This is a genomic window from Dyadobacter endophyticus (genome assembly GCF_014641595.1).
GTDB classification, from domain to species: Bacteria; Bacteroidota; Bacteroidia; order Cytophagales; family Spirosomataceae; genus Dyadobacter; species Dyadobacter endophyticus.
In genome coordinates this window covers 2,816,603-2,835,233 of sequence record NZ_BMIA01000001.1, presented here as the reverse complement: position 1 = coordinate 2,835,233, position 18,631 = coordinate 2,816,603, and the positions used below count along the sequence as shown (strand labels likewise).

The following is an 18,631-nucleotide window of genomic DNA, read 5'->3' as shown; positions in this document are numbered from 1 at the left end:
CGACGAAACGACGGAACACTCCAGTTGAAGGAAAACTCTGGGAATATCGGGTTGATGGTAGTACGGTGCCTGAGTGGCTTAGAGTGGCATTTAGGTTGATAATCCTTCGTGAACGCTGCTTCATGGCCGGATCTCTTAAAAATGTATCATTCAATAATATCGGCACACAGAAATCCAGTAATTTGGCCTTATGCCAGAAACTGCTGAACATATACCTGTATTAAACTCGATCGCAGATTTTTTCCGGGTTTACGGACTTGGAGAGCCTGTTAACAATGAAATCATGTGTATGCGCTTGCAGGATCAGCCAGACAAGAGGCTGATGAGCATGCCTCTTTGCCGGACCAACTTTTATCGGATCATTCATTTAACCTCCGAAAACCTTTTTCATCTATACGAAAATAAAAAAACAGAGATTGCAGCCAATACCCTCATTTTCAGCTATCCAGGAAAACTGGAGTCATGGAGCCGGTCGGGAAAGCTCTATGGTAATGTGGTGTATTTTTCAAAGGACTTTTTGCCATTGGATCCTGTCCGTCCCGGATATGAAAGCTTGTATCCCTATTTTACTGCCGACGGCGCTTTGCCGCTTGCGATCAGCGATCAGCAGGCTTCAAACCTTAAACTGCTTTCAGATGAAATGATTGAAGAAACAGGTTCGAACCGCCCCGACAAAACAGAAATGCTCAAAAACCTCCTTCCCGTCTATCTACATAAAATAAAAAGAATTTACGAGACGAATACCGGCAAATTGACGGGCAAAACAAAAGAAAACCGCTTACTGTATAATTTGTTCAGGAAACAGCTTGAATCTTACATTGTCCAGCTCCAGGCCGGCAAGCACACCATAATGCCATCCGTCTCAGCGCTTGCTGAAATGATGAACATGAATCCGAATTATCTGAATTCTTCAGTTAAAAAAGTGACAGGACAAACGGCATCGGCGATGATCCAGGAAAAACTTTTACTGGAAGCCAAAGCATACCTGATCCATACCTCACTGCAGGTTGCTGAAATTGCCTACCGGCTTGGCTTTGAGAATCTTTCGTACTTCAACCGCTTCTTTAAGAAGCATACCCAAACCACCCCGTCCGAGTTTCGCAAGTCGATTATTTTGTAGCTGGTCAAAAGCGTATGGCCTGTTGTGAAAAGTACTATTATACCTGTAAAAAGTACTAGCAGTAACCCTTCAGGCAGCGCTTACTTTGCAACAACATTTGAAACCAATCAACAGTTGTTGCGGCTATGAAAACGATTCTAATTATCACAGTTCTCTGCCTGCTTCTCAACCTGCTCGTTTCTGCTCAGAAATCGGACACTACTACCGGCAGGCAGGTTGGTGACACGGTCAAATCACAGGCGTCGATTGATTCCGTGATTCAAAAGAGTCTAACCACGCAGGAATTTCAGGATTATCGCGCCTGGGTTGCCTTAGGCATTGGAGGCTTACCGCACACCCTGGAAGGTTACCGGACGGTGAAAAAGATGGGCATGGCAATGAAGGATCCACTGGATGTGGACAGGGTCAGTCCATACATAGGTAAAAACGGGGACCTGGCTTCGTTGCAACCGTTGCCAAAACGTCCGGGAACAAAACCTTCCATAGCCCCATTCGCCGTACCCCACCGTCAAACTGACCAGCATAATACCGGGCAGATCAGAAAGAAACAGACTGAGCTATTTGATGCCGCGGTACAAGGTTCACATGGGCAGCTGATGTATCGAAATTCCTATCTGGAAAAGCATAGCCCGGGGATTTTTTTGGCCGACCCTACCAAAGGGAACCAGACCGTTGTTAGTCTTTCCCATGCTGAAATCGGTCATATCCATGCATTTGACGGATCTATGCATCTGATTCTCAGCCCGAGCGATACCAAAGAAGTGATCGAAAAAGGATGGGGGGAATTACACGGCCTGGCTAATGGAGAGGGCATGGTAGCCAGGACTTATATGTTGATTTATTCTCCCCGCGACCAACAGGAACTTGCCATAACAAGTCAAATACTGGATGCAGCCATCCAATACAGCAGCTATCCGGCCAAACAAAATTAGACCGGCATAAACCAAGCGTATTACAAACACCGATATCAAGGAAGGTGAAGGAAACTAACAAATATTTCAATAATCAAAAGAACAATCCGAATATGAAAAAGCTAGCATTTGCATTCTTCTGTCTGATCGGCATTTGTGCCGCGGGTATCGCTTTCGCCCAAGGCCCGCCGCGTGGCGGCGCGCCTGCGCTGATGGATTTGGCGACTGCCAAATCACTAACCGAGGCCGCTAGCGCAGCCGCCAAGGCTGCCAACGCCAATGTCGCCATCAGTATCGTGGACGCCAACGGCGACCTTGTATTTTTTGAAAGAATGGACGGCGCCATCAGTATGGCTGTGACCAGTTCTCAGGGAAAAGCACGTGCCGCCATACTTTTTGGTATGCCTACCAAAGCGGCCGCTGATGCGGCGGCGGCGGGAACGCCGCTTAATGCTAAAATAATACCATCCGGAGCAGGTTCCTTCGCTATTGCTGTTCAGCAGGGCGGGCTTCCGATTATAAAAGACGGGAAAATAGTTGGCGGTATCGGTGTAGGCGGGTCATCGCCAGCCAATGACGAGACATTTGCGCAAAAGGCGTTAGACAGCCTGCGGTAAATAATCTTGAATGGTGTATCCCCAAAATCGTTTTGGAAACAAATCAAGGAATTCGGTATCGATTTTTAGCATTCCTATCATCGGTAGCTGCCCTGTTAGAAATAATACAAAGGGAAGTGACTACCCCAACGCGGCGTCCAGATGATATTATTCTTGACACCGCACTTAACATTATCAGGATGGCAATAAGAGTTGAAACTCAGTCCGTTATTTCGAAAGGATCCCTTGATCCGTCATCTGGTATTTTGGAAATAATGGAGCATATCCGCACGTGTGTCAGCGATCAGCTATTGCGTAATCACATCAATTTCACCATAACCCACTTCGCCATTTCCCTGGGTGTTTTGGAGCGCGCGAAGCTTGATATACCATGCTTTAACCGCGTCGAATTGTTTGATCTGGATTAATGGGTTGTTTTTGATGTTGGAGAATTCTCCCTCAGTTGCCAGTTTCCATGTCTGACGATCGGTTGAAACGTAAAACTGGAAATGGGAGATGATACCGTCGATTCTTCCCTGGCCCGGAAGATATTTGAAACCGGTCAATGTCTGCTGCTCACCTAAATCAATGACGATATCTACCGGCATTTTTTGATCCCGTGGCTGGTACCAGGCCGTGTTGGGGTTTCCGTCGATCACCGCATTGGCTTTTTCGTCTGCCAAGTTTAAAAGCTTCCAGGTTTTGCGAGTTATATCAAATTTCTCCCGCGCCTCCGGGCTACCTGCTCCCGATTTCGAATCGACGGCGATCGTGCGGACTTCGATCTTTCCATCAGTTTGAACCGGTGCGGTGTACCTTGTTGAATGCTTGCCTGGCGCACTCCCGTCGAGTGTATAGTAAATATCCGATTCTTTATCAGCCGCTTCGATGGTGACGGCACCGTCCTTATTTCTGGTGATAGCCGGCGCAGTGAGTACCTGGGGCGCATTGTAAACACCGATGTTGGAAATGATGGGAGAGCTCTTGGCATCTGTAATGGTAAAGCGGAGCTGCGTTGCCTGAACCGTCGGGAAAACGAGTATTCGTTTGTATCCGATCGTGCTTTGGGTAGCCAGCTGTTTCCATTCGCTTCCTACCTTCGCTTCAAGCTGAAAGGATTTCACCCGCTGCCCAAGAGGAATATATTCCTGCACCAGAAAGCGGTTAAAGGTAGTTGGTTTTCCAAAATCAATAGTCAGTGAAGCAGACCTGAGCTTATCATCGGTGGCCCAGTAGGTATCTTTCTTGCCGTCCAGCGCTTTATCGGGACCAAATACTTTGGCGTTGCCGCGGACGTTCGATGCACTGACTTTTTTGTTTGTGGCCAGATCTATGGCAAAGGTTTTCCTGACAGTTTCGGCTAGTTCCAAAACCGCCTTTTCGTCGTTTTCATGGATTAAACCTCTTTTGTCGACCGGGAAGTTGAGCAGTAGCGTTCCGTTCCGGCCAAAAGAGCTGTAATAAGTCTCCAGCAACCGGGGCAATGTTTTAACCTTGCTATCTTCATATTCATGATAAAACCATCCCGGACGGATAGACGTATTGACTTCACCCGGCACCCATGAATCTCCGTTTTCAAGACCATGTCGAAGCATATCCCTGGTGACTTCGCCGGTAGCATTCAACAGGCTCCAATTTTTTTCACCCACATGTCCATCCTCGGTTCCCACCCAGCGCAGGTCCGCCCGGTCGCCGCCATCGTTCCAAATGACAATGTTGGGTTGCAATTTTCGGATCAATTTGTAGGTATTCGGCCAGTCGTAGTAGGTTTTGGCATCAATGCGGCGTGTTTCATTAGCGCCGCCGTAATATCCTGAGCCCCCGTTCGCACCATCAAACCATATCTCAAAAACCTCACCGTAATTCGTCAGTAGTTCGGTGAGCTGGTTTCGGAAATAGGTAATGTATTCCGGCTTGCCGTAATCCGAGTAGTTGCGGTCCCAGGGCGATAGATAAATTCCCAGTTTAAGGCCATATTCTTTGCAGGCGTCAGCTAATTCCCGAACTATGTCACCTTTTCCTGCTTTCCAGCTGGAATTTTTTACGGAATACTCCGTGTACTTGGAAGGCCACAGACAGAATCCGGAGTGGTGTTTGGCCGTCAGGATGATGCCTTTCATCCCCGCTGCCTTACATACGCGCGCCCACTGGCGACAATCCAGCTTCTCGGGGTTGAAAATCTTGGGGTCGTCTTCGCCATATCCCCATTCCTGGTCGGTGAATGTATTGGTAGACAAGTGTATAAAGGCATAGTACTCCATTTGCTGCCACCTGATCTGGTTTTTGTTGGGCACCGGGCCAAATGGCTTAGGTGGGATAGGTTGCCCGAGACAATTCCCAAACAATTGCGTGACTAGCAACACAATTGATAAGCCTCTCAGCATATTGTGCCGGCTATTTACCGGGGTATTTTTTGATGTATATGTTTTCATTATTCCCAATTGATTTTATAATTAGCCTGCCTATTCCATTTTGTAAATTTGTTCCATCAAATGCCATTTCTGGTCAGCCGAAGCCTCTAGGGTGGTGGCTTGAAATTCAGACATATATTGCTCCCATTCATTCTGCCTGGGTTTTCGGGCAAGTTCAATCATCGCCTGTTCATGATTAAAATCTTCGGTGCAGTCCATGATCATGAATAGCTTTGTCCCCGATAAATAAATCTCCATATCCAATATGCCGACTTCTTTCATGCCCTGGGTAATTTCCGGCCATGCGGCTCCTTTTTTGTGAGCCATCTTATAAGCCTCTATCAATGCGATATCCTCGCGCAACTCCATCGTTTTACAAAAACGCTTGAAGCTTCTAACATTCATTGGCTGCATACCTTAAACTTATCTTTTACCGTCCAATTCAACTGTAATCTTCATTTCCTGCTGGTTTCTGAAAACAACTATTTCTGCCTTAGTTCCGATTATCGCTATGCGTGCTTCCATCAAGTCACGCACCGTATTTGTATTGTAACCGCCGAATTTCAGGATGACATCGTTGGCAAGCAGTGCATTCCTATGGGTTGATGCTGATGAAGTACTCACCACGAGCACGCCGCGGATAGCGTCCATGCCCGTGGCCGACCGCTCTCCGAGCGTAGAGAGGTTTTTGACTTTCGCTCCCATAAAACTAGCGGTTTCGCTTTCTCCCGTCTGTGAAAGCTCGATGACTTCGGAAATGACGACTTTTTTGGCAAGCCTTTTCAAATGCGGTGAAACTACCCCAAAGCTATCCATCGCGAAGTTCTTAAAACCGGCGGCGAGCGCAATGGAGCCATCTTTGACGCGGAAATCACCCACGGAAGGATTGACAAATAAAGGATTACCTGCAACAGAATTCTTGTCTGTCCCGCGGCTTTGCGCTTCACGAAGAGAGAGCGAATCAGGCAAGACATTGAAGTCGACCTGGGTTCCCCAAACCCGGATATTGATGGGCTTGTAAGCCATGGTGACGATATTGTGGCGGAAAACGTCGCCGCTATTGTCAAACCAGACGTGCGGATGAAAGGAATTGTTGATCATGATGTTGTTCTCCACGGTACGTTTGACACCCTCCCGCAGCTTTATTCCACCATTCAGACACAAATTCTCATATATCAAATAATTGCTCGATCCGTCGTCCAAGTCGATATCCCAGCCATGGTCACAGCGAAAGCGGTTGTTTCTCAGCGTAATGGGTTTGACCACGTCGAGCAGGGCCAAATCAAAATTAGTGGCAACGATCGAGTCGAGCGTTTTTTTATCAGGGTGCCAGTAACGGTCCCTGCCCCATGAATTGAATGAACCATGGTCGCCGCTTTCCTTGACGGTGTCAAATACATCATTATGTTCGATCACGTGGCCGCCCCATGTTCCCTCGCTGACGTTAATGCCTGCGCGGGGCACATCGTAAATGGTGTTGTGGCTGACATTTATCGCCTGGCACATCGATAGTTCAATTCCCGCAGATTGCTTTTCGACATATCCCAGGTTGAAAAGCAGATTATCATAGACATTGCAGTCGGCCGGAAAATTGTTGGATTTGGGGCCTGGCGTACGATCAATGTCTGCGAGCGGGATAAATTCATTGTATTCAAAACTGGGAGACCGGACTGCCGCCGGATCACCTACAAAACTGACACCGCTCGCGCCGATGTTGTAAATGAGGCATCCTGAAACGGTACAGGCCCTATTAAAATTATTGAAGAAGACTGCATTGCCGCCCAAATTGGTGAGCGTGCAATTTTGCAGAATGCAGCCGGTCGCACCATCAAATACGACACCTCCGCCCCGATAGATCGTCCAGTCGCTTCTTAGGAGCGGTTCCTTATTCTCCATGAAAGTGCGGGTAGTGCCAGACAGTGTTAAGTTCTTGATGTGGATGTTTTCCACCGGAGACTGCTCGCTCCCTTGAAACTTAATCAAATGGGCAATTTGCGGGCTTTCAAAAGTTGCTTTTTTAATGTCGATATTCGAGGGAGGGATGAAGTATAGTTTTTCCGCATCCCGGTCATAAAACCATTCGTTTTCATGGTCCAGCTCTTCAAAAATGTTTTCAATAAAGCGGTGCTGCGGATGCATTGGCCCCCGGCGGTTGTTTTGCCACCCACCTTCCAGGGCTAGCTCACCGTCAGAACTCTTCCCTGTAACGGTGTAATGAATATCACCCCATTCCGCGCGATGCAAAGCGTGCACATAGGCTCCTTTGGGCGATTTCCATTTGCTGGCAGTTTTAGCGCTGACCGCATCGGCAGCCGTTCCGCCCAGAAACCTGGCCGAAGTATCGTAATTAGGATAACGTGCCATTCGCTGCAAAGTCCCGTTTACAATTAACTGGTCAAAAATCAGATTTTTACTGACTTTCGATTCCCAGATGCCTTGTTCTCCTTGCTTCCATTCAAGATTCCGAAGTGGTGCAGCCCCGCTGACGACCGCTTTTTCATTTTCGAAATTAGAAATAACAAGCGGCTGATCTTTTTTTCTGGAATCGGAAGAGGTAAAAACGAGCGGTTCGCTCAGGTAATACGTGCCGCCATAAAGCTTGATGCTAACTGGGCCGGAAACTGACCGGGCTGCCAGCACCGCATGTTTAATGGTTGCGAAAGGTTTACGACGTGTACCGGAATTAGCGTCGTCTCCATTAAGAGACACGTAAATAGTAGTTTGGGCAAACGCCGGCAGCGCCGATAAAAAAGCGAGCGATAAGAGCAGGAAGGATGATAATTTGCTTTTCTTGTACATAACCAGTTTAAGAAATCTATTCATGGACTGTCAGCGTTACTTCCGTACCTTCCAGTGTCTCCGATGTTGCTTTGAGTTTAATTTTTCCTGCCTGTCTGTCGGACTGTACCAGCACCTGGCAGAGGCCATTGAAGGCTTTCCGGCGGTCGGCTTTGTCCGGTTCGTGGCTGCTGGGATTTCCATTGCCGGTGCCGATGATGCGGCCGTTGCCTTCAATCGAGAATTTGATAAGGTTGTCGGCGGTAGGGACCACCCGGCCTTTGGCATCTTTGATCTCAATATTGATAATCGCGACATCGCAACCGTCTGCTTTCAGCGACAAGGTGTCTGCTTTGGCCGTCAACCGTGAAGCAGTACCGGTCGTTTCCCTTATTTGCCGGGCTACCTGCTTTCCATTTTTATAGCCCCTTACTTCTAATTTTCCGGGCATGTAAATAAGGTCCCACTCAAAATACTCAAAGGCTGAAAGCTTCTTTTTGCCGACACTTTTGCCATTGACAAGTATTTCAACTTCCTCGCAGTTGCTGTATCCCCTGAATTTAATCAGTTTGCCTTCCTTTCCTGGCCAGTTCCAATGCGGGAATACGTGCACGAGCGGCTGGTCGGTCCACGCTGCTTTGTATCCGTAATATCCGTCCTTGGGGAATCCGCATAGATCCATAATACCGAAATGCGAGCTCACACAAGGCCATCTGTACGGTGTTGGCTCACCGCGGTAGTCGAAGCCTGTCCACACAAATGTTCCGCTCAGATAAGGATACAAGACCACGTGTTTCCAGTCCTGGCCCGGCTGCAACCCCCAGCCGACGCCTTTTCCGAAGTTTGAGACATAGCCCTTTTCATGATTGTCTTCATATTCCCCCCGGGTAGATACATAACTGGTCGATTCGGTGACGAACATTTTTCGGTTGGGGTATTTTTCGTGGTCTTTCACGTATTGCATGCCGCGCTGTCCATAGTTATAGCCTACCACGTCGAGCACATCACTGTATCCGCCCTCATTCCAGCCATGGTTCATAGCCGCAGTGACGGGGCGGGTAGGATCCAGCTGATGCGCCGTTTCAACCATTTTTTCAAGTATTCGTGTTCCTGTCACCTGGCCTTCCAGTGATTCCTCATTTTCCAGACACCACATAAATACGGAAGGGTGGTTGCGGTCGCGCAGCATGAGTGTTTTCAGTTCATCGAGTCCCTCAGGTGTGCTGGTCAGCAGCCGGTTTTCGTCCAGGACCAGCATGCCTTCCCGATCACAAATATCAAGAACTTCCGGAGTAGGAGGGTTGTGTGCCGAGCGGTAGCCATTGCTGCCCATCTCTTTGAGCAGTTTGATCTTATACTGGTTTATCTTGTCGGGCAGAGCCACACCCACACCTGCAAAATCCTGGTGGTTGGCAGTGCCCTTTATCGGATACAGTTTACCATTAAGGAAGAAGCCCTTGGTCGTGATCGCGATGGTCCTGACGCCAAATGTTGTTTCAAAATTGTCGACAATTATTCCATTTTCGATAATCCGGGTTTGAAGCCTGTACAAAGCCGGGGTCTCTGGGCTCCATAGCTTTGGCTGCCGGATCATTCCTGTTTGAGATAGTTCAGTGCTTTGCGACGGCCCAATCGAATCAGTGACAACCTGTGTGTCAACTACCGCGCCCACCGCATCCAGGATCCTGGAAACCAGCTGAAAATGCCTGGTTGTCTTATACTCGTTTTCAATAGTGGTTTTCATGCTGACAACGGCCTTTTCGGGTGCCACAGTTGGTGTGGTGACGAAGGTTCCGAACCTGGCCACGTGAAGAGGGGTAGTCTTGGTTAGCCAGACATGCCGGTAGATACCGCATCCTTCGTACCACCATCCCTCGGTATCGGTCGCATCGACTTTCACCAGGATCACGTTCTTGCCCTCGTCGCCGTACCGCAGTATATCGGTCAGATCATAGAACGAGGGAGTATAACCGCTTTTATGGTTACCCATCAGGTGCCCGTTTACCCAAACCGTGCTATTACGGAAAATGCCGTCAAATTCGATACTGATTTTCTTCCCTGCATCACCGGCGGCTATTGCGAACTCTTTCCGGTAAAAGCCTATACCGGTGGGCAGATATCCATTGCCGGCAGGTTGGCTACTTATATTGTCATCGTGCACGAATGACTCCTCAATCAGCCAGTCGTGTGGCAGGTCAACATTGCGCCAGTCGCTGGCCTTATAGTCCGCTACCTTATTTTTGTCTGTATAGGCTATGACCGCTTCCTCTCCTTCAACTACCTTAACGTTGGCGTCTGTCAGCCCACCCTGTTTACCGGCTTTCACAGCACGCTTAATGGCGATGTCTCCCTTGTGGAACTGCCAGCCCAAATCAAAATTCTCCCGGAGCCGACCCGTTTCTATCGATGCATGAAGAAAGCCTACCGGCAGTAACATGGCTACTATGAAGAAGATCCATCGTCTTCGGATTGAAAATTCGGAGTTCATATTTGGGGGTTTTGCAACGTTTTAGGTATAGCCATGTCCTGACATTGAAACTAGCCGGGAAATGGGCGGTTGATATTTTAATTTGATGTGTGTCACTTAACTTCGCCAGCTTCAATATCCATGTGAAAAGGGGGCGGAGTCTAAGGGATTACCAGGAAATATGCATCTCATGGCGGAGAGATAAGTAAATGTTACATTGTGACCATTGCCTTGATCACGCCACTATTAGCTTCAAGCCAGTTTTTGAACTGTCTTTTTACGTCACCGAAAGCGACACGATGGGTAATGTATGTCCTAGGATTGATCATCCCAGCTTTCATACTTTTGATTACATGTTCAAAATCTTCTCTGGTTGCGTTGCGACTACTCATTAAAGTTGCTTCCCGTTTGTGAAAATCAGGATGAGAAAAGCTGATCTCAGCTTTTTGCAAGCCAATCAGTACATACCTCCCCCCATGGGCAAGGTATTGGAACGCAGTATTGATGGCCCTCAAATTTCCCGTGGCATCGATAATAACCGTTGGCATATCTCCATCGGTGAGCTCGGCGAGTTTTTCTTGTGCATTTTCAGTGAGCGCGTTGATCGTGTGTGTGACGCCAATTTTTTCCCGACAGAAAACAAGCCTGCTATCGTTAATGTCCATTGCAATGACGGTGGCCCCTGCTATTCGCGCAAATTCCATCGTGGCTAGCCCGATTGGTCCGGCTCCAACTACGAGCACAGTATCTTTCGGCGTTACTCCTGCTCTTCGTACGCCATGTGCCCCGATAGCCAGCGGTTCAACCAGCGCAAGTTCATCAAGACTAAGCCCACTGCCGTGTACTAAATGATCAGAAGGAATCGAGACATATTCTGACATGCCACCGTCTATATGCACCCCAAAAACCTGGATGCTGGTACAGCAATTGGGTTTTTCGTTTCGGCACGCTATACATTTGCCACAATTAAAATAAGGGATAAATGTTACGGATTCACCAACAGAGAATCCATGCGAACCATCAGTTTCTACGATCTCTCCGGCCAGTTCGTGACCCAGGATGCGGGGATAACTGAAAAAAGGCTGGGTTCCTTCGAAAGCATGCAAGTCTGTGCCGCATATTCCCACACGCTTGATCTTGATAATTGTACGCCGCGGGGTAAGTTCCGGCCTTTCGGCTTCTCTGTAATCAAATTCGCCGGGAGTCACACAAACAAGTGTATTCATATTTCGTGATGTTTTCAATATCGGTGGCTCGATTGGGAAGACATCTCAGGAATTAGCAAGTGCCCTGTCCAGATGTACATAACCTCCATCGACATAAATAAGCTGACCAGTAGTGTGACTTGACTTTTCTGAAATAAGAAATACGGTCATGTTGGCAATCTCTTCCGAAGTAGTCATCCGGTTTTCAAAAGGAATACTGGCGGTGATGGAGGCCAATTTAGCTTTGGGGTTTGGAAGTGTTTCAATCCAGCGCTCGTAGAGCGGTGTCCAGCACTCGGCCACAATTACAGCATTGACACGAATACCGTATTTGAGTAACTCTACGGCCCATTCCCGCGTAAGTGCGAGGCGTCCGCCGTTTGCGGCGGCATAGGCTGATGTGCCACCTTGACCGGTCTCAGCTGTTTTAGAGCTAATATTTACTATCGCTCCTTTTGATTCTTTTAAAGCCGGCAAAACATGATGCGCCATCAGATAGTAATGAACCAGGTTTTTGTGTAGCGATCCGAGAAAATCCTCGTAATTGCCGTCTTCCAGCCCGATTCCATCATTTACGCCGGCATTATTTACTAGTCCGTCGATGCGTCCAAACTCTTTCAAAACTGCGTTTACGCAATTTTGTGATTCTTCGGGGCGGGTTAGTTCGGCTGTCACATGAAAAGCTTTGTAGCCTTTTGATTTCAGGTCGGTTACAATCTTTTGATTGTCTTGCTCATTACGTCCAACAATGACAGGAATAGCGCCCTGTGCTGCTAGCACTCGAACGATTCCTTCGCCAATTCCCTTGGCACCCCCGGTAACGATAATTACTTTATCTCCAAGCTGTAAATCCATCTATAGATTGTATTTGTTGCGTAGTTGTCAGACTATGTAGTTGCATAATTTCCATTGTTAATATCGCATATCAATGTTCTGGCAATCAGTGAGATGTGGCCAATGAAATATTTTTGATAGAATTGTTTTTTAAAGCAAAATAAAGTACAACCAGAAAACAAAAAGCTGGCACGACGTAAGCTGTCTGAATGGATGAAATGTCGGAAACTTGTCCCATGATGACCGGAAATACCGCGCCACCAACGATGGACATGATCACCAGTGAGGAGCCGACTTTGGTCTTCGCACCGAGTCCATGAATGCTCAGTGCGAATATGGTCGGAAACATGATGGACATAAAAAATTGAACGCCCAGTAAGGCATATACCGAAATCATTGCGGTGGTGGAAACTGCTGTAATCAACAGAACGATGTTTATCAGACTGTAGACCGCTAAAAGCCGTGGCGGCGCGACAAATTTCATCAGATAAGTGCCTATGAAACGACCCACCATAAAGCTCAAAAATGCGCCAGATAAAAGATATGCCGCGCTTCTCTCTTCAATGCCAGCTACCTTATCTGCAAAGCGGATAAAAAAGCTGCTGATACATACCTGACCACCGACATAAAAAAACTGCGCTGTCACGCCAAGCATCAGATTTCTCTCGTTCCATATTGAACCGGTTTTTCTAACCTCAATTTCTTCTTCTTTTATTTCTGGCAATTGAGTGCGCCAGACAAGCATCGAGACCAGCAGCACTACTATACCAATAGCTATGAACGGCATTTGTACCGAAGATGCTTCCAAATTCAGATACGCATCAAGCTCCCTTGAAGACATGGAGAATTGTTGCTGCTCGGATAGATTTTTCCCTGAAAGAATAAATGACCCCCCCATTAAGGGAGCCAGAAATGCGGCCAGCCCGTTAAAGGATTGTGCGAAATTGAGCCGCTGTGTTGCTGAATCAGTATCTCCTAAAATCATAATATAGGGATTCGCCGCAGTCTCAAGTAAAGTCAGTCCACTTGCTATTATGAAAAGGGCTACCAGAAAGAAGCCAAAATTGCGTATTTCTGCCGCAGGATAAAAAAGGAAAGTCCCGAGAGCAAACAGCAACAAACCCAGTATAATACCCGATTTGTATCCGAATTTTTTCATGAAAAGTCCGGCGGGCAACGCGACAAGGAAATAGGCAATATATGATGCCGAATCAATCAGAGCAGACTGAAAGTCGCTAAGCTGACATGCCTTTTTTAAGTGTGGAATCAATATAGGATTTAGGTTTAAGGCAAACCCCCACATAAAAAATAAGGACGTGATTAAAATAACAGCCAGCCTCGTTTTACGATCAGCCATAGCATTAAGAGAATTTTGGTTGGACAACTAAACTATGGGGCAGTTTTGCAAATCTGATTCACTAAACCCACTTTTGGCCGGGAGCTGCTCCCCCGGATCCCAGTTTTCTGTTTTCATTCGTTGGTCACATCCTTGAAGCCAAATTTGGACGGGTGATCATATTTTCAATGTGAGGTTCGTACTGCGTGCTTCCCTCTTGCAGTTGGTAAATCGTTAAAAACACACCGACTTCTAAGAGATCGGAATATGGGACAAATGTATAGTTTAATAAATTGTAGTAATTGTACAAAAATGCTTTTTATTTTAACAAATCAGACTATCTTTGAAAAATGTATCAATGACAATTATCGACTTGAATGGACAATGAAGGCTTTAAATCCATATTTTCGTTATTGAATGCGGACTATGTACAATTGAACAAAAATTGGAATTATCGAAATGTAATCAGTCCTTTTTATCGGATTTACTTGATTGAAGACGGGTATGGGTTGCTCGGTGAGGAAGACAGTGGGCATGTCTTGGAGAAAGGCTACTTGTATTTGGTGCCCAGTTTCACTTTATGCAGTCACCACTGCCCCAAACATCTCAGCCAGTTTTACGTTCATGTATTGGAAGAAAGTACAGACGGGACCTCGCTATTTTCTTCCGGCAGAAAAATCTATAAGATTCGGTCGGAACCGGAAGACACCATTCGCTTCAAAAGGATTCTGCAACTGAACCCTGGTAGGGATCTGAGAAGGTCAGACAATCCCCGTGAGTACGAGAAACAGCCCACACTTGCCGGTTTTCAGAAAAAAAACAATCTGATACCGCTGTCTGACTACATCGAGACGAAAGGCTTGATTCTCGAATTGATTGCACGATTCTTAAGGCTTGAGTACTTCCAGCCTGCGGAGCCAAAAAAGATTCCTTCCAAGATTCTCGACTCGATCAATTATATCCTCACGCATCTGCAGCACAACCTGACTGTTGAACATTTAGCTGACCGGGTAAGCTATAATGCTAATTATTTTTCCAAGATTTTCACCAGCTATACAGGGGAACGCCCGTTGGTATACATCCAGAAGAAAAGAATTGAAAGGGCGCAGTACCTCATTATTGCCACAAATCTTACCCTTTCGGAAATTGCGACAGAAACCGGCTTTGATAGTCTTTCTTATTTCTCTCGCACGTTCAAGAACATTACTGGACAAACGCCTACCGAATATAAGAAAATCAACAGTGTCGTGTAATAAGTAGCACCGAGATTAGCAGTGCGTAGATTTACACGGCACTACCGGCCGCGAGAACCGATACCTGTGTTAGCCCCCTAAATGGTTGGACAAAATTGTAAAAACAGCCGCGTCGGCAGTCCGATTAGTCCATTAATTTAGGAATCATGATAAAATTATTACCGAGTTTAAGCCACCAATGCCCTGAAAACGGGAAGCCTTCATTCCGTGAATAAAAATTAAGGACGGCTGTTGGTATGACCATGAAGTATTGATTTAGTCGGTATTTTTCAGGAGAAGCCTTATCGTTACCTTTTGTATACCTACTTTCCAGGCCAGTGTACCTCTTGTATACCCGTCGGAATAGGATGCCTGCCGCCGCCATTCCTAAGTTTGCATCAGTCGAATCTGAGAATATTTGCATCACATGATCATCAGGATTTTACACACAATCGCCGATGTCGGCCGAGTTTTACCCGCGATGCTTTATCCAAGGATATTTACTAGTCAAATCAATTCAATTTATTTAAACCACATGCAAAATGCCATGAAAAATGTTCTTACGAGTACCGCAATGCTTTTACTTTCACTGTTTATTTTGAGCTGCGAAAAACCGAATGACCTGACGCCGGATGGCGGCGCAATGCCTGCAATGGCTGGTTATGCGGCTACGCCAAACGAAAGCACAGCGGCTATGCAGGTGGACGGCAGGACACCGAAACAAATACCACCTTTCTTAACGGTTCCCTGGAAATACGTCCACACAGCGACAGTTCCGCTACTCAAAGGATTGAAACTGACCAGTCCGTTCTCGATCGTGGATGAGCATGCAGGAGATATCAGCTGGGGTGTAGGTTCCAATTGCTACTATGCGATCAACACAGAATCAATGCATTTCGCAATTGCAGGCATCCAGGATGTCAGTAAACTGACGAAAGAATATTTGGCTACGCTCAAATTTTACACGGGGGGCGGCGCGAACTGGGCCCCTGCGGGTTCCGCGTTCTGGACAAACTATATTCCAGTCGGAACGGTGCTAGCCTACAAAACGCCAGGCGGAAAATACATTCTGGTACAGGTCAAAAGCACAGATACCCTGGTGCTGGATATCTATTACGAAAATGCCCTGATATCGTATTAAGGAGATTTAAGGCCCGGGCAGTAAAACCCCGGCCTTTTACCATGCACCCCTAATAATGCTTGCAAATGATCGTCTTCTGGGTTCTTTGGTTTTTTTGCGCCGGTATATTGCTGGTTTTGCTTTACCTTTTCAGAGACAGCGTATACACTACTCCGGGAGGCCCGTCGGCACCCTTTTATCGAGCGGCGATCGTCGCCATTGGCGTGCCTGTTGTTGCATTGTCGGGAAGTTTTTGGCTATTCAGCAATGGCTTTTACGCAACCGCCAAGCTGTTGCTCGCCATACCCGATTTGCCAGGACTGGCCTTTCTGCTTTGGTTGCTGATATTCCGGTTCTCAAATGGCCGTAAAAATTAACCTGCGATTGTTTGTCGCCAACACCATTTTCATTTTTTCAAATACAAATTAGCATTAGTCATGAAACTTTCGATTACTAAAAGGCCAAACAACTACTTTACACATACATTGCTGGTACTGCTGCTGTTTGTCCAGATTTTCGCAGCCCAGGCACAGATTGATTGGACGAGCCGTCAGCTATTACCCAACATTGTTCTTTTTGACGTTGCATTTGGTGCAGGAAAGTATGTAGCAGTAGGGCAGTCCGGGATGATCCGGGTTTCAACCGACGGTATTACCTGGGACGAACGATCATCACCCGTCGGCAAGACCAGAAATTTGAGGCGCATTGTATACGCCAATGGAATTTTTGTCGTGGTGGGAGACCTTGGGACAGTCTTGACATCAACCGATGGCCTGAGCTGGTACCAGCATGATTCGGGAACAGACCGGAACCTGTACAGCCTTGCCTATGGTGGCGGAACTTTCGTCGCGGTGGGGATGCAGGGTTGCCGGTTAACATCATCGAGTGGTATTGACTGGACTATCAGGTCAGATAAGCAGCAAAACAGCATTTATGACGTCGTTTACGGCAACGGACTTTTTGTGTCGGTAGGGGAAAGTGGCCTTTTGAAAACATCTAATGACAATGGTGTAACATGGACTGCAAGGGTTTCTGCAACAACAAACACTTTGTATGGCATCAGTATCAACAAATCAGGACGTTTCGTAGCAGTCGGCATTAAAGGTACGATCGTCGCTTCGGCAGAAGGAATGGCGTGGAGCTCATATAGTCTGGCTGATCAGACATTGATCCTGAAAGCAGTCGCATCGAATCCGCAGACCGGGAAGTTTGTTGTCATGATCCAAAACAAAAATAAGGTACTTACTTCTGCCGATGGTATTTCCTGGAATAATCCACTCGTTACGACGGCCATCGATCAAAACCTTTATAGCGTACGCTATCTTCAGAATCAGTTTCTGGCCACGGGGGAAGGTTGTATGTTCCGCTCGTCATATAACGACGGCCTCACCTGGGTTTCGGAGACAGTCAATTACTGGAAGACGCAGATCGGCGGTTCGGCTTATGGAAACGGGCGTCTTGTACTCGCTGGCGGTACGAATAACGGCGAAATCTATGGAACGAAGCGCAACCTGATTTTGACTACCCTGGATGGTATAAATTATAAGGCGGCGGAAACAATCCAATTGAATCTCGGGGCAGAAGTGTTTACCTCCGTTACGTTTGGTAAAGGGCTTTTTGTCGCAGTGGGCACAGACGCCATCATTCAAACCTCTATCGACGGGTACGTGTGGAGTTATAGCCAGGTAGAGTACGGACAAAGGCTTGAAGGTGTCGCATATGGTGGTGGTAAATTCGTCGCAGTCGGCGATCATGGCCTCATTCTATATTCCTCTGATGGTAAAACCTGGTATAAGGCGGTTACTAAGAGTAATTACCACTACAAAGCTGTGGCTTATGCCAACGGAATGTTCGTGCTGGTAGGATTGCAAGGAATTTTGGCAACCTCCACGGATGGTAATCAATGGACATTCAGGGCCAGCGGCACGCCGTATCCATTGGAAAGTGTGACTTATGGAAACGGCAAATGGGTAGCTGTGGGCCTTGCAAAATCGTTTGCGACATCGTCAGACGGAAAGGTCTGGTCAGCAACCAGCGATCCTTACAGTGATATTCACTATCTCGACGTGGCGTTTGCAAATGGCCAGTTCGTGATTTGTGGAAGAGATGGAAAATTGTTCAGATATATTCCTGGCGTAGCGTGGACGGCTTTGAAGAGCAAGGTAAGCGTCGACTTGCTGACAATTACTTATGGTAATGGTATTTTCATTACCGGCGGATTTGTGGGAATTCAAACCTCGCCTGGGACGAGCTCTGCTGCCCCGGCACAACAAAATGCATTTTCAGCTGACAATAATATGCGGCAAGCTTTCGCAGGCGACAGTACCGGACTTGAAAACGTAGCGCCCGAAGATGCATTTAACGCCATTACATATCCCAATCCGGTTTTGGATCAATTTTCGCTGAATGTGGAAGGTGCGAGTGGCGAGACGATACGCCTTCAATTGTCGGACCTTTCGGGGCTTACGATCTTTGACAAAGTGGTGACTGCTCGAAACGGAAATTATCAAGAAACGATCTCCATGACGCAAAAGCAAACAGGATTGTACCTGATTCGGGTGACTACGCCGACCCAAACGCAAACTGTGAAGGTCTTGAAGAAATAAGTCTCAGTACTTTTC

14 protein-coding genes are annotated in these 18,631 nt (G+C 47.0%); 7 read left to right on the top strand and 7 right to left on the bottom strand.

The features are described 5' to 3' along the window. Positions 1-190 precede the first annotated feature (190 nt). From IEY24_RS11355 to IEY24_RS11345, 3 genes are all read left to right on the top strand, one after another. Positions 191-1,120 (top strand): helix-turn-helix domain-containing protein, encoded by a 930-nt coding sequence (locus IEY24_RS11355; RefSeq protein ID WP_188931738.1) that lies wholly within the window; start codon positions 191-193, stop codon positions 1,118-1,120. A 125-nt stretch (positions 1,121-1,245) separates the two neighbouring features. Continuing rightward, positions 1,246-2,052 carry a luciferase domain-containing protein gene (locus tag IEY24_RS11350; RefSeq protein WP_188931737.1) on the top strand — a complete coding sequence of 269 codons (807 nt, stop codon included), beginning with the start codon at positions 1,246-1,248 and terminating at the stop codon, positions 2,050-2,052. A gap of 92 nt (positions 2,053-2,144) precedes the next feature. After that, complete coding sequence (locus IEY24_RS11345; protein ID WP_188931736.1) at positions 2,145-2,648, top strand: heme-binding protein; 504 nt, start codon at positions 2,145-2,147, stop codon at positions 2,646-2,648. Positions 2,649-2,935: 287 nt separating this feature from the next. On the opposite strand, the gene IEY24_RS11340 is transcribed toward IEY24_RS11345, so the two are convergent. The 7 genes from IEY24_RS11340 to fucP all read right to left on the bottom strand — a co-directional run bounded on the left by IEY24_RS11340 (position 2,936) and on the right by fucP (position 13,679). Then, complete coding sequence (locus tag IEY24_RS11340) at positions 2,936-5,059, bottom strand: alpha-L-fucosidase (RefSeq protein ID WP_229221920.1); 2,124 nt, start codon at positions 5,057-5,059, stop codon at positions 2,936-2,938. A gap of 30 nt (positions 5,060-5,089) precedes the next feature. Continuing rightward, positions 5,090-5,443 carry an L-rhamnose mutarotase gene (locus IEY24_RS11335; protein ID WP_229221918.1) on the bottom strand — a complete coding sequence of 118 codons (354 nt, stop codon included), beginning with the start codon at positions 5,441-5,443 and terminating at the stop codon, positions 5,090-5,092. 18 nt (positions 5,444-5,461) lie between these two features. Next, positions 5,462-7,861 carry a PDZ domain-containing protein gene (locus tag IEY24_RS11330; RefSeq protein WP_229221916.1) on the bottom strand — a complete coding sequence of 800 codons (2,400 nt, stop codon included), beginning with the start codon at positions 7,859-7,861 and terminating at the stop codon, positions 5,462-5,464. After that, on the bottom strand, positions 7,854-10,304 hold the full coding sequence (galA, locus tag IEY24_RS11325; RefSeq protein WP_188931734.1) for a beta-galactosidase GalA: 2,451 nt from the start codon (positions 10,302-10,304) through the stop codon (positions 7,854-7,856). The genes IEY24_RS11330 and galA overlap by 8 nt, the downstream gene beginning before the upstream one ends. A gap of 191 nt (positions 10,305-10,495) precedes the next feature. Beyond that, the gene (locus IEY24_RS11320) at positions 10,496-11,509 is read right to left on the bottom strand and encodes a zinc-binding alcohol dehydrogenase family protein (protein WP_188931732.1); all 1,014 of its coding nucleotides are present in this window, start codon (positions 11,507-11,509) and stop codon (positions 10,496-10,498) included. A 45-nt stretch (positions 11,510-11,554) separates the two neighbouring features. Beyond that, the gene (locus tag IEY24_RS11315; protein WP_188931730.1) at positions 11,555-12,343 is read right to left on the bottom strand and encodes an L-fucose dehydrogenase; all 789 of its coding nucleotides are present in this window, start codon (positions 12,341-12,343) and stop codon (positions 11,555-11,557) included. Positions 12,344-12,428: 85 nt separating this feature from the next. Then, a complete protein-coding gene (gene fucP, locus IEY24_RS11310) occupies positions 12,429-13,679 on the bottom strand; it encodes an L-fucose:H+ symporter permease (protein WP_188931728.1) in 1,251 nt (416 codons plus the stop codon). 356 nt (positions 13,680-14,035) lie between these two features. Between fucP and IEY24_RS11305 the strand changes: the two genes are divergently transcribed. The 4 genes from IEY24_RS11305 (at position 14,036) to IEY24_RS11290 (ending at position 18,616) form a co-directional block, all read left to right on the top strand. Beyond that, positions 14,036-14,911, top strand: a complete 876-nt coding sequence (locus tag IEY24_RS11305; protein WP_188931726.1) for a helix-turn-helix domain-containing protein — start codon at positions 14,036-14,038, stop codon at positions 14,909-14,911. A 526-nt stretch (positions 14,912-15,437) separates the two neighbouring features. After that, on the top strand, positions 15,438-16,031 hold the full coding sequence (locus tag IEY24_RS11300; protein WP_188931724.1) for a hypothetical protein: 594 nt from the start codon (positions 15,438-15,440) through the stop codon (positions 16,029-16,031). Between the two features lie 65 nt (positions 16,032-16,096). Continuing rightward, positions 16,097-16,387, top strand: coding sequence for a hypothetical protein (locus IEY24_RS11295; protein ID WP_188931722.1), 291 nt, complete (start codon positions 16,097-16,099; stop codon positions 16,385-16,387). A 60-nt stretch (positions 16,388-16,447) separates the two neighbouring features. Next, entirely contained in the window at positions 16,448-18,616 is a 2,169-nt protein-coding gene (locus tag IEY24_RS11290) for a T9SS type A sorting domain-containing protein (protein ID WP_188931721.1), read from the top strand. The last annotated feature ends 15 nt before the right edge of the window (positions 18,617-18,631 follow it).

What these genes read in the sequence shown, in the direction of transcription:
- IEY24_RS11355 (WP_188931738.1), top strand. Translation starts at nt 191, where the DNA reads ATGCCAGAAACTGCTGAACATATACCTGTATTAAACTCGATCGCAGAT.
- IEY24_RS11350 (WP_188931737.1), top strand. Translation starts at nt 1,246, where the DNA reads ATGAAAACGATTCTAATTATCACAGTTCTCTGCCTGCTTCTCAACCTG.
- IEY24_RS11345 (WP_188931736.1), top strand. Translation starts at nt 2,145, where the DNA reads ATGAAAAAGCTAGCATTTGCATTCTTCTGTCTGATCGGCATTTGTGCC.
- IEY24_RS11340 (WP_229221920.1), bottom strand. Translation starts at nt 5,059, where the DNA reads ATGAAAACATATACATCAAAAAATACCCCGGTAAATAGCCGGCACAAT.
- IEY24_RS11335 (WP_229221918.1), bottom strand. Translation starts at nt 5,443, where the DNA reads ATGAATGTTAGAAGCTTCAAGCGTTTTTGTAAAACGATGGAGTTGCGC.
- IEY24_RS11330 (WP_229221916.1), bottom strand. Translation starts at nt 7,861, where the DNA reads ATGAATAGATTTCTTAAACTGGTTATGTACAAGAAAAGCAAATTATCA.
- galA (WP_188931734.1), bottom strand. Translation starts at nt 10,304, where the DNA reads ATGAACTCCGAATTTTCAATCCGAAGACGATGGATCTTCTTCATAGTA.
- IEY24_RS11320 (WP_188931732.1), bottom strand. Translation starts at nt 11,509, where the DNA reads ATGAATACACTTGTTTGTGTGACTCCCGGCGAATTTGATTACAGAGAA.
- IEY24_RS11315 (WP_188931730.1), bottom strand. Translation starts at nt 12,343, where the DNA reads ATGGATTTACAGCTTGGAGATAAAGTAATTATCGTTACCGGGGGTGCC.
- fucP (WP_188931728.1), bottom strand. Translation starts at nt 13,679, where the DNA reads ATGGCTGATCGTAAAACGAGGCTGGCTGTTATTTTAATCACGTCCTTA.
- IEY24_RS11305 (WP_188931726.1), top strand. Translation starts at nt 14,036, where the DNA reads ATGGACAATGAAGGCTTTAAATCCATATTTTCGTTATTGAATGCGGAC.
- IEY24_RS11300 (WP_188931724.1), top strand. Translation starts at nt 15,438, where the DNA reads ATGAAAAATGTTCTTACGAGTACCGCAATGCTTTTACTTTCACTGTTT.
- IEY24_RS11295 (WP_188931722.1), top strand. Translation starts at nt 16,097, where the DNA reads ATGATCGTCTTCTGGGTTCTTTGGTTTTTTTGCGCCGGTATATTGCTG.
- IEY24_RS11290 (WP_188931721.1), top strand. Translation starts at nt 16,448, where the DNA reads ATGAAACTTTCGATTACTAAAAGGCCAAACAACTACTTTACACATACA.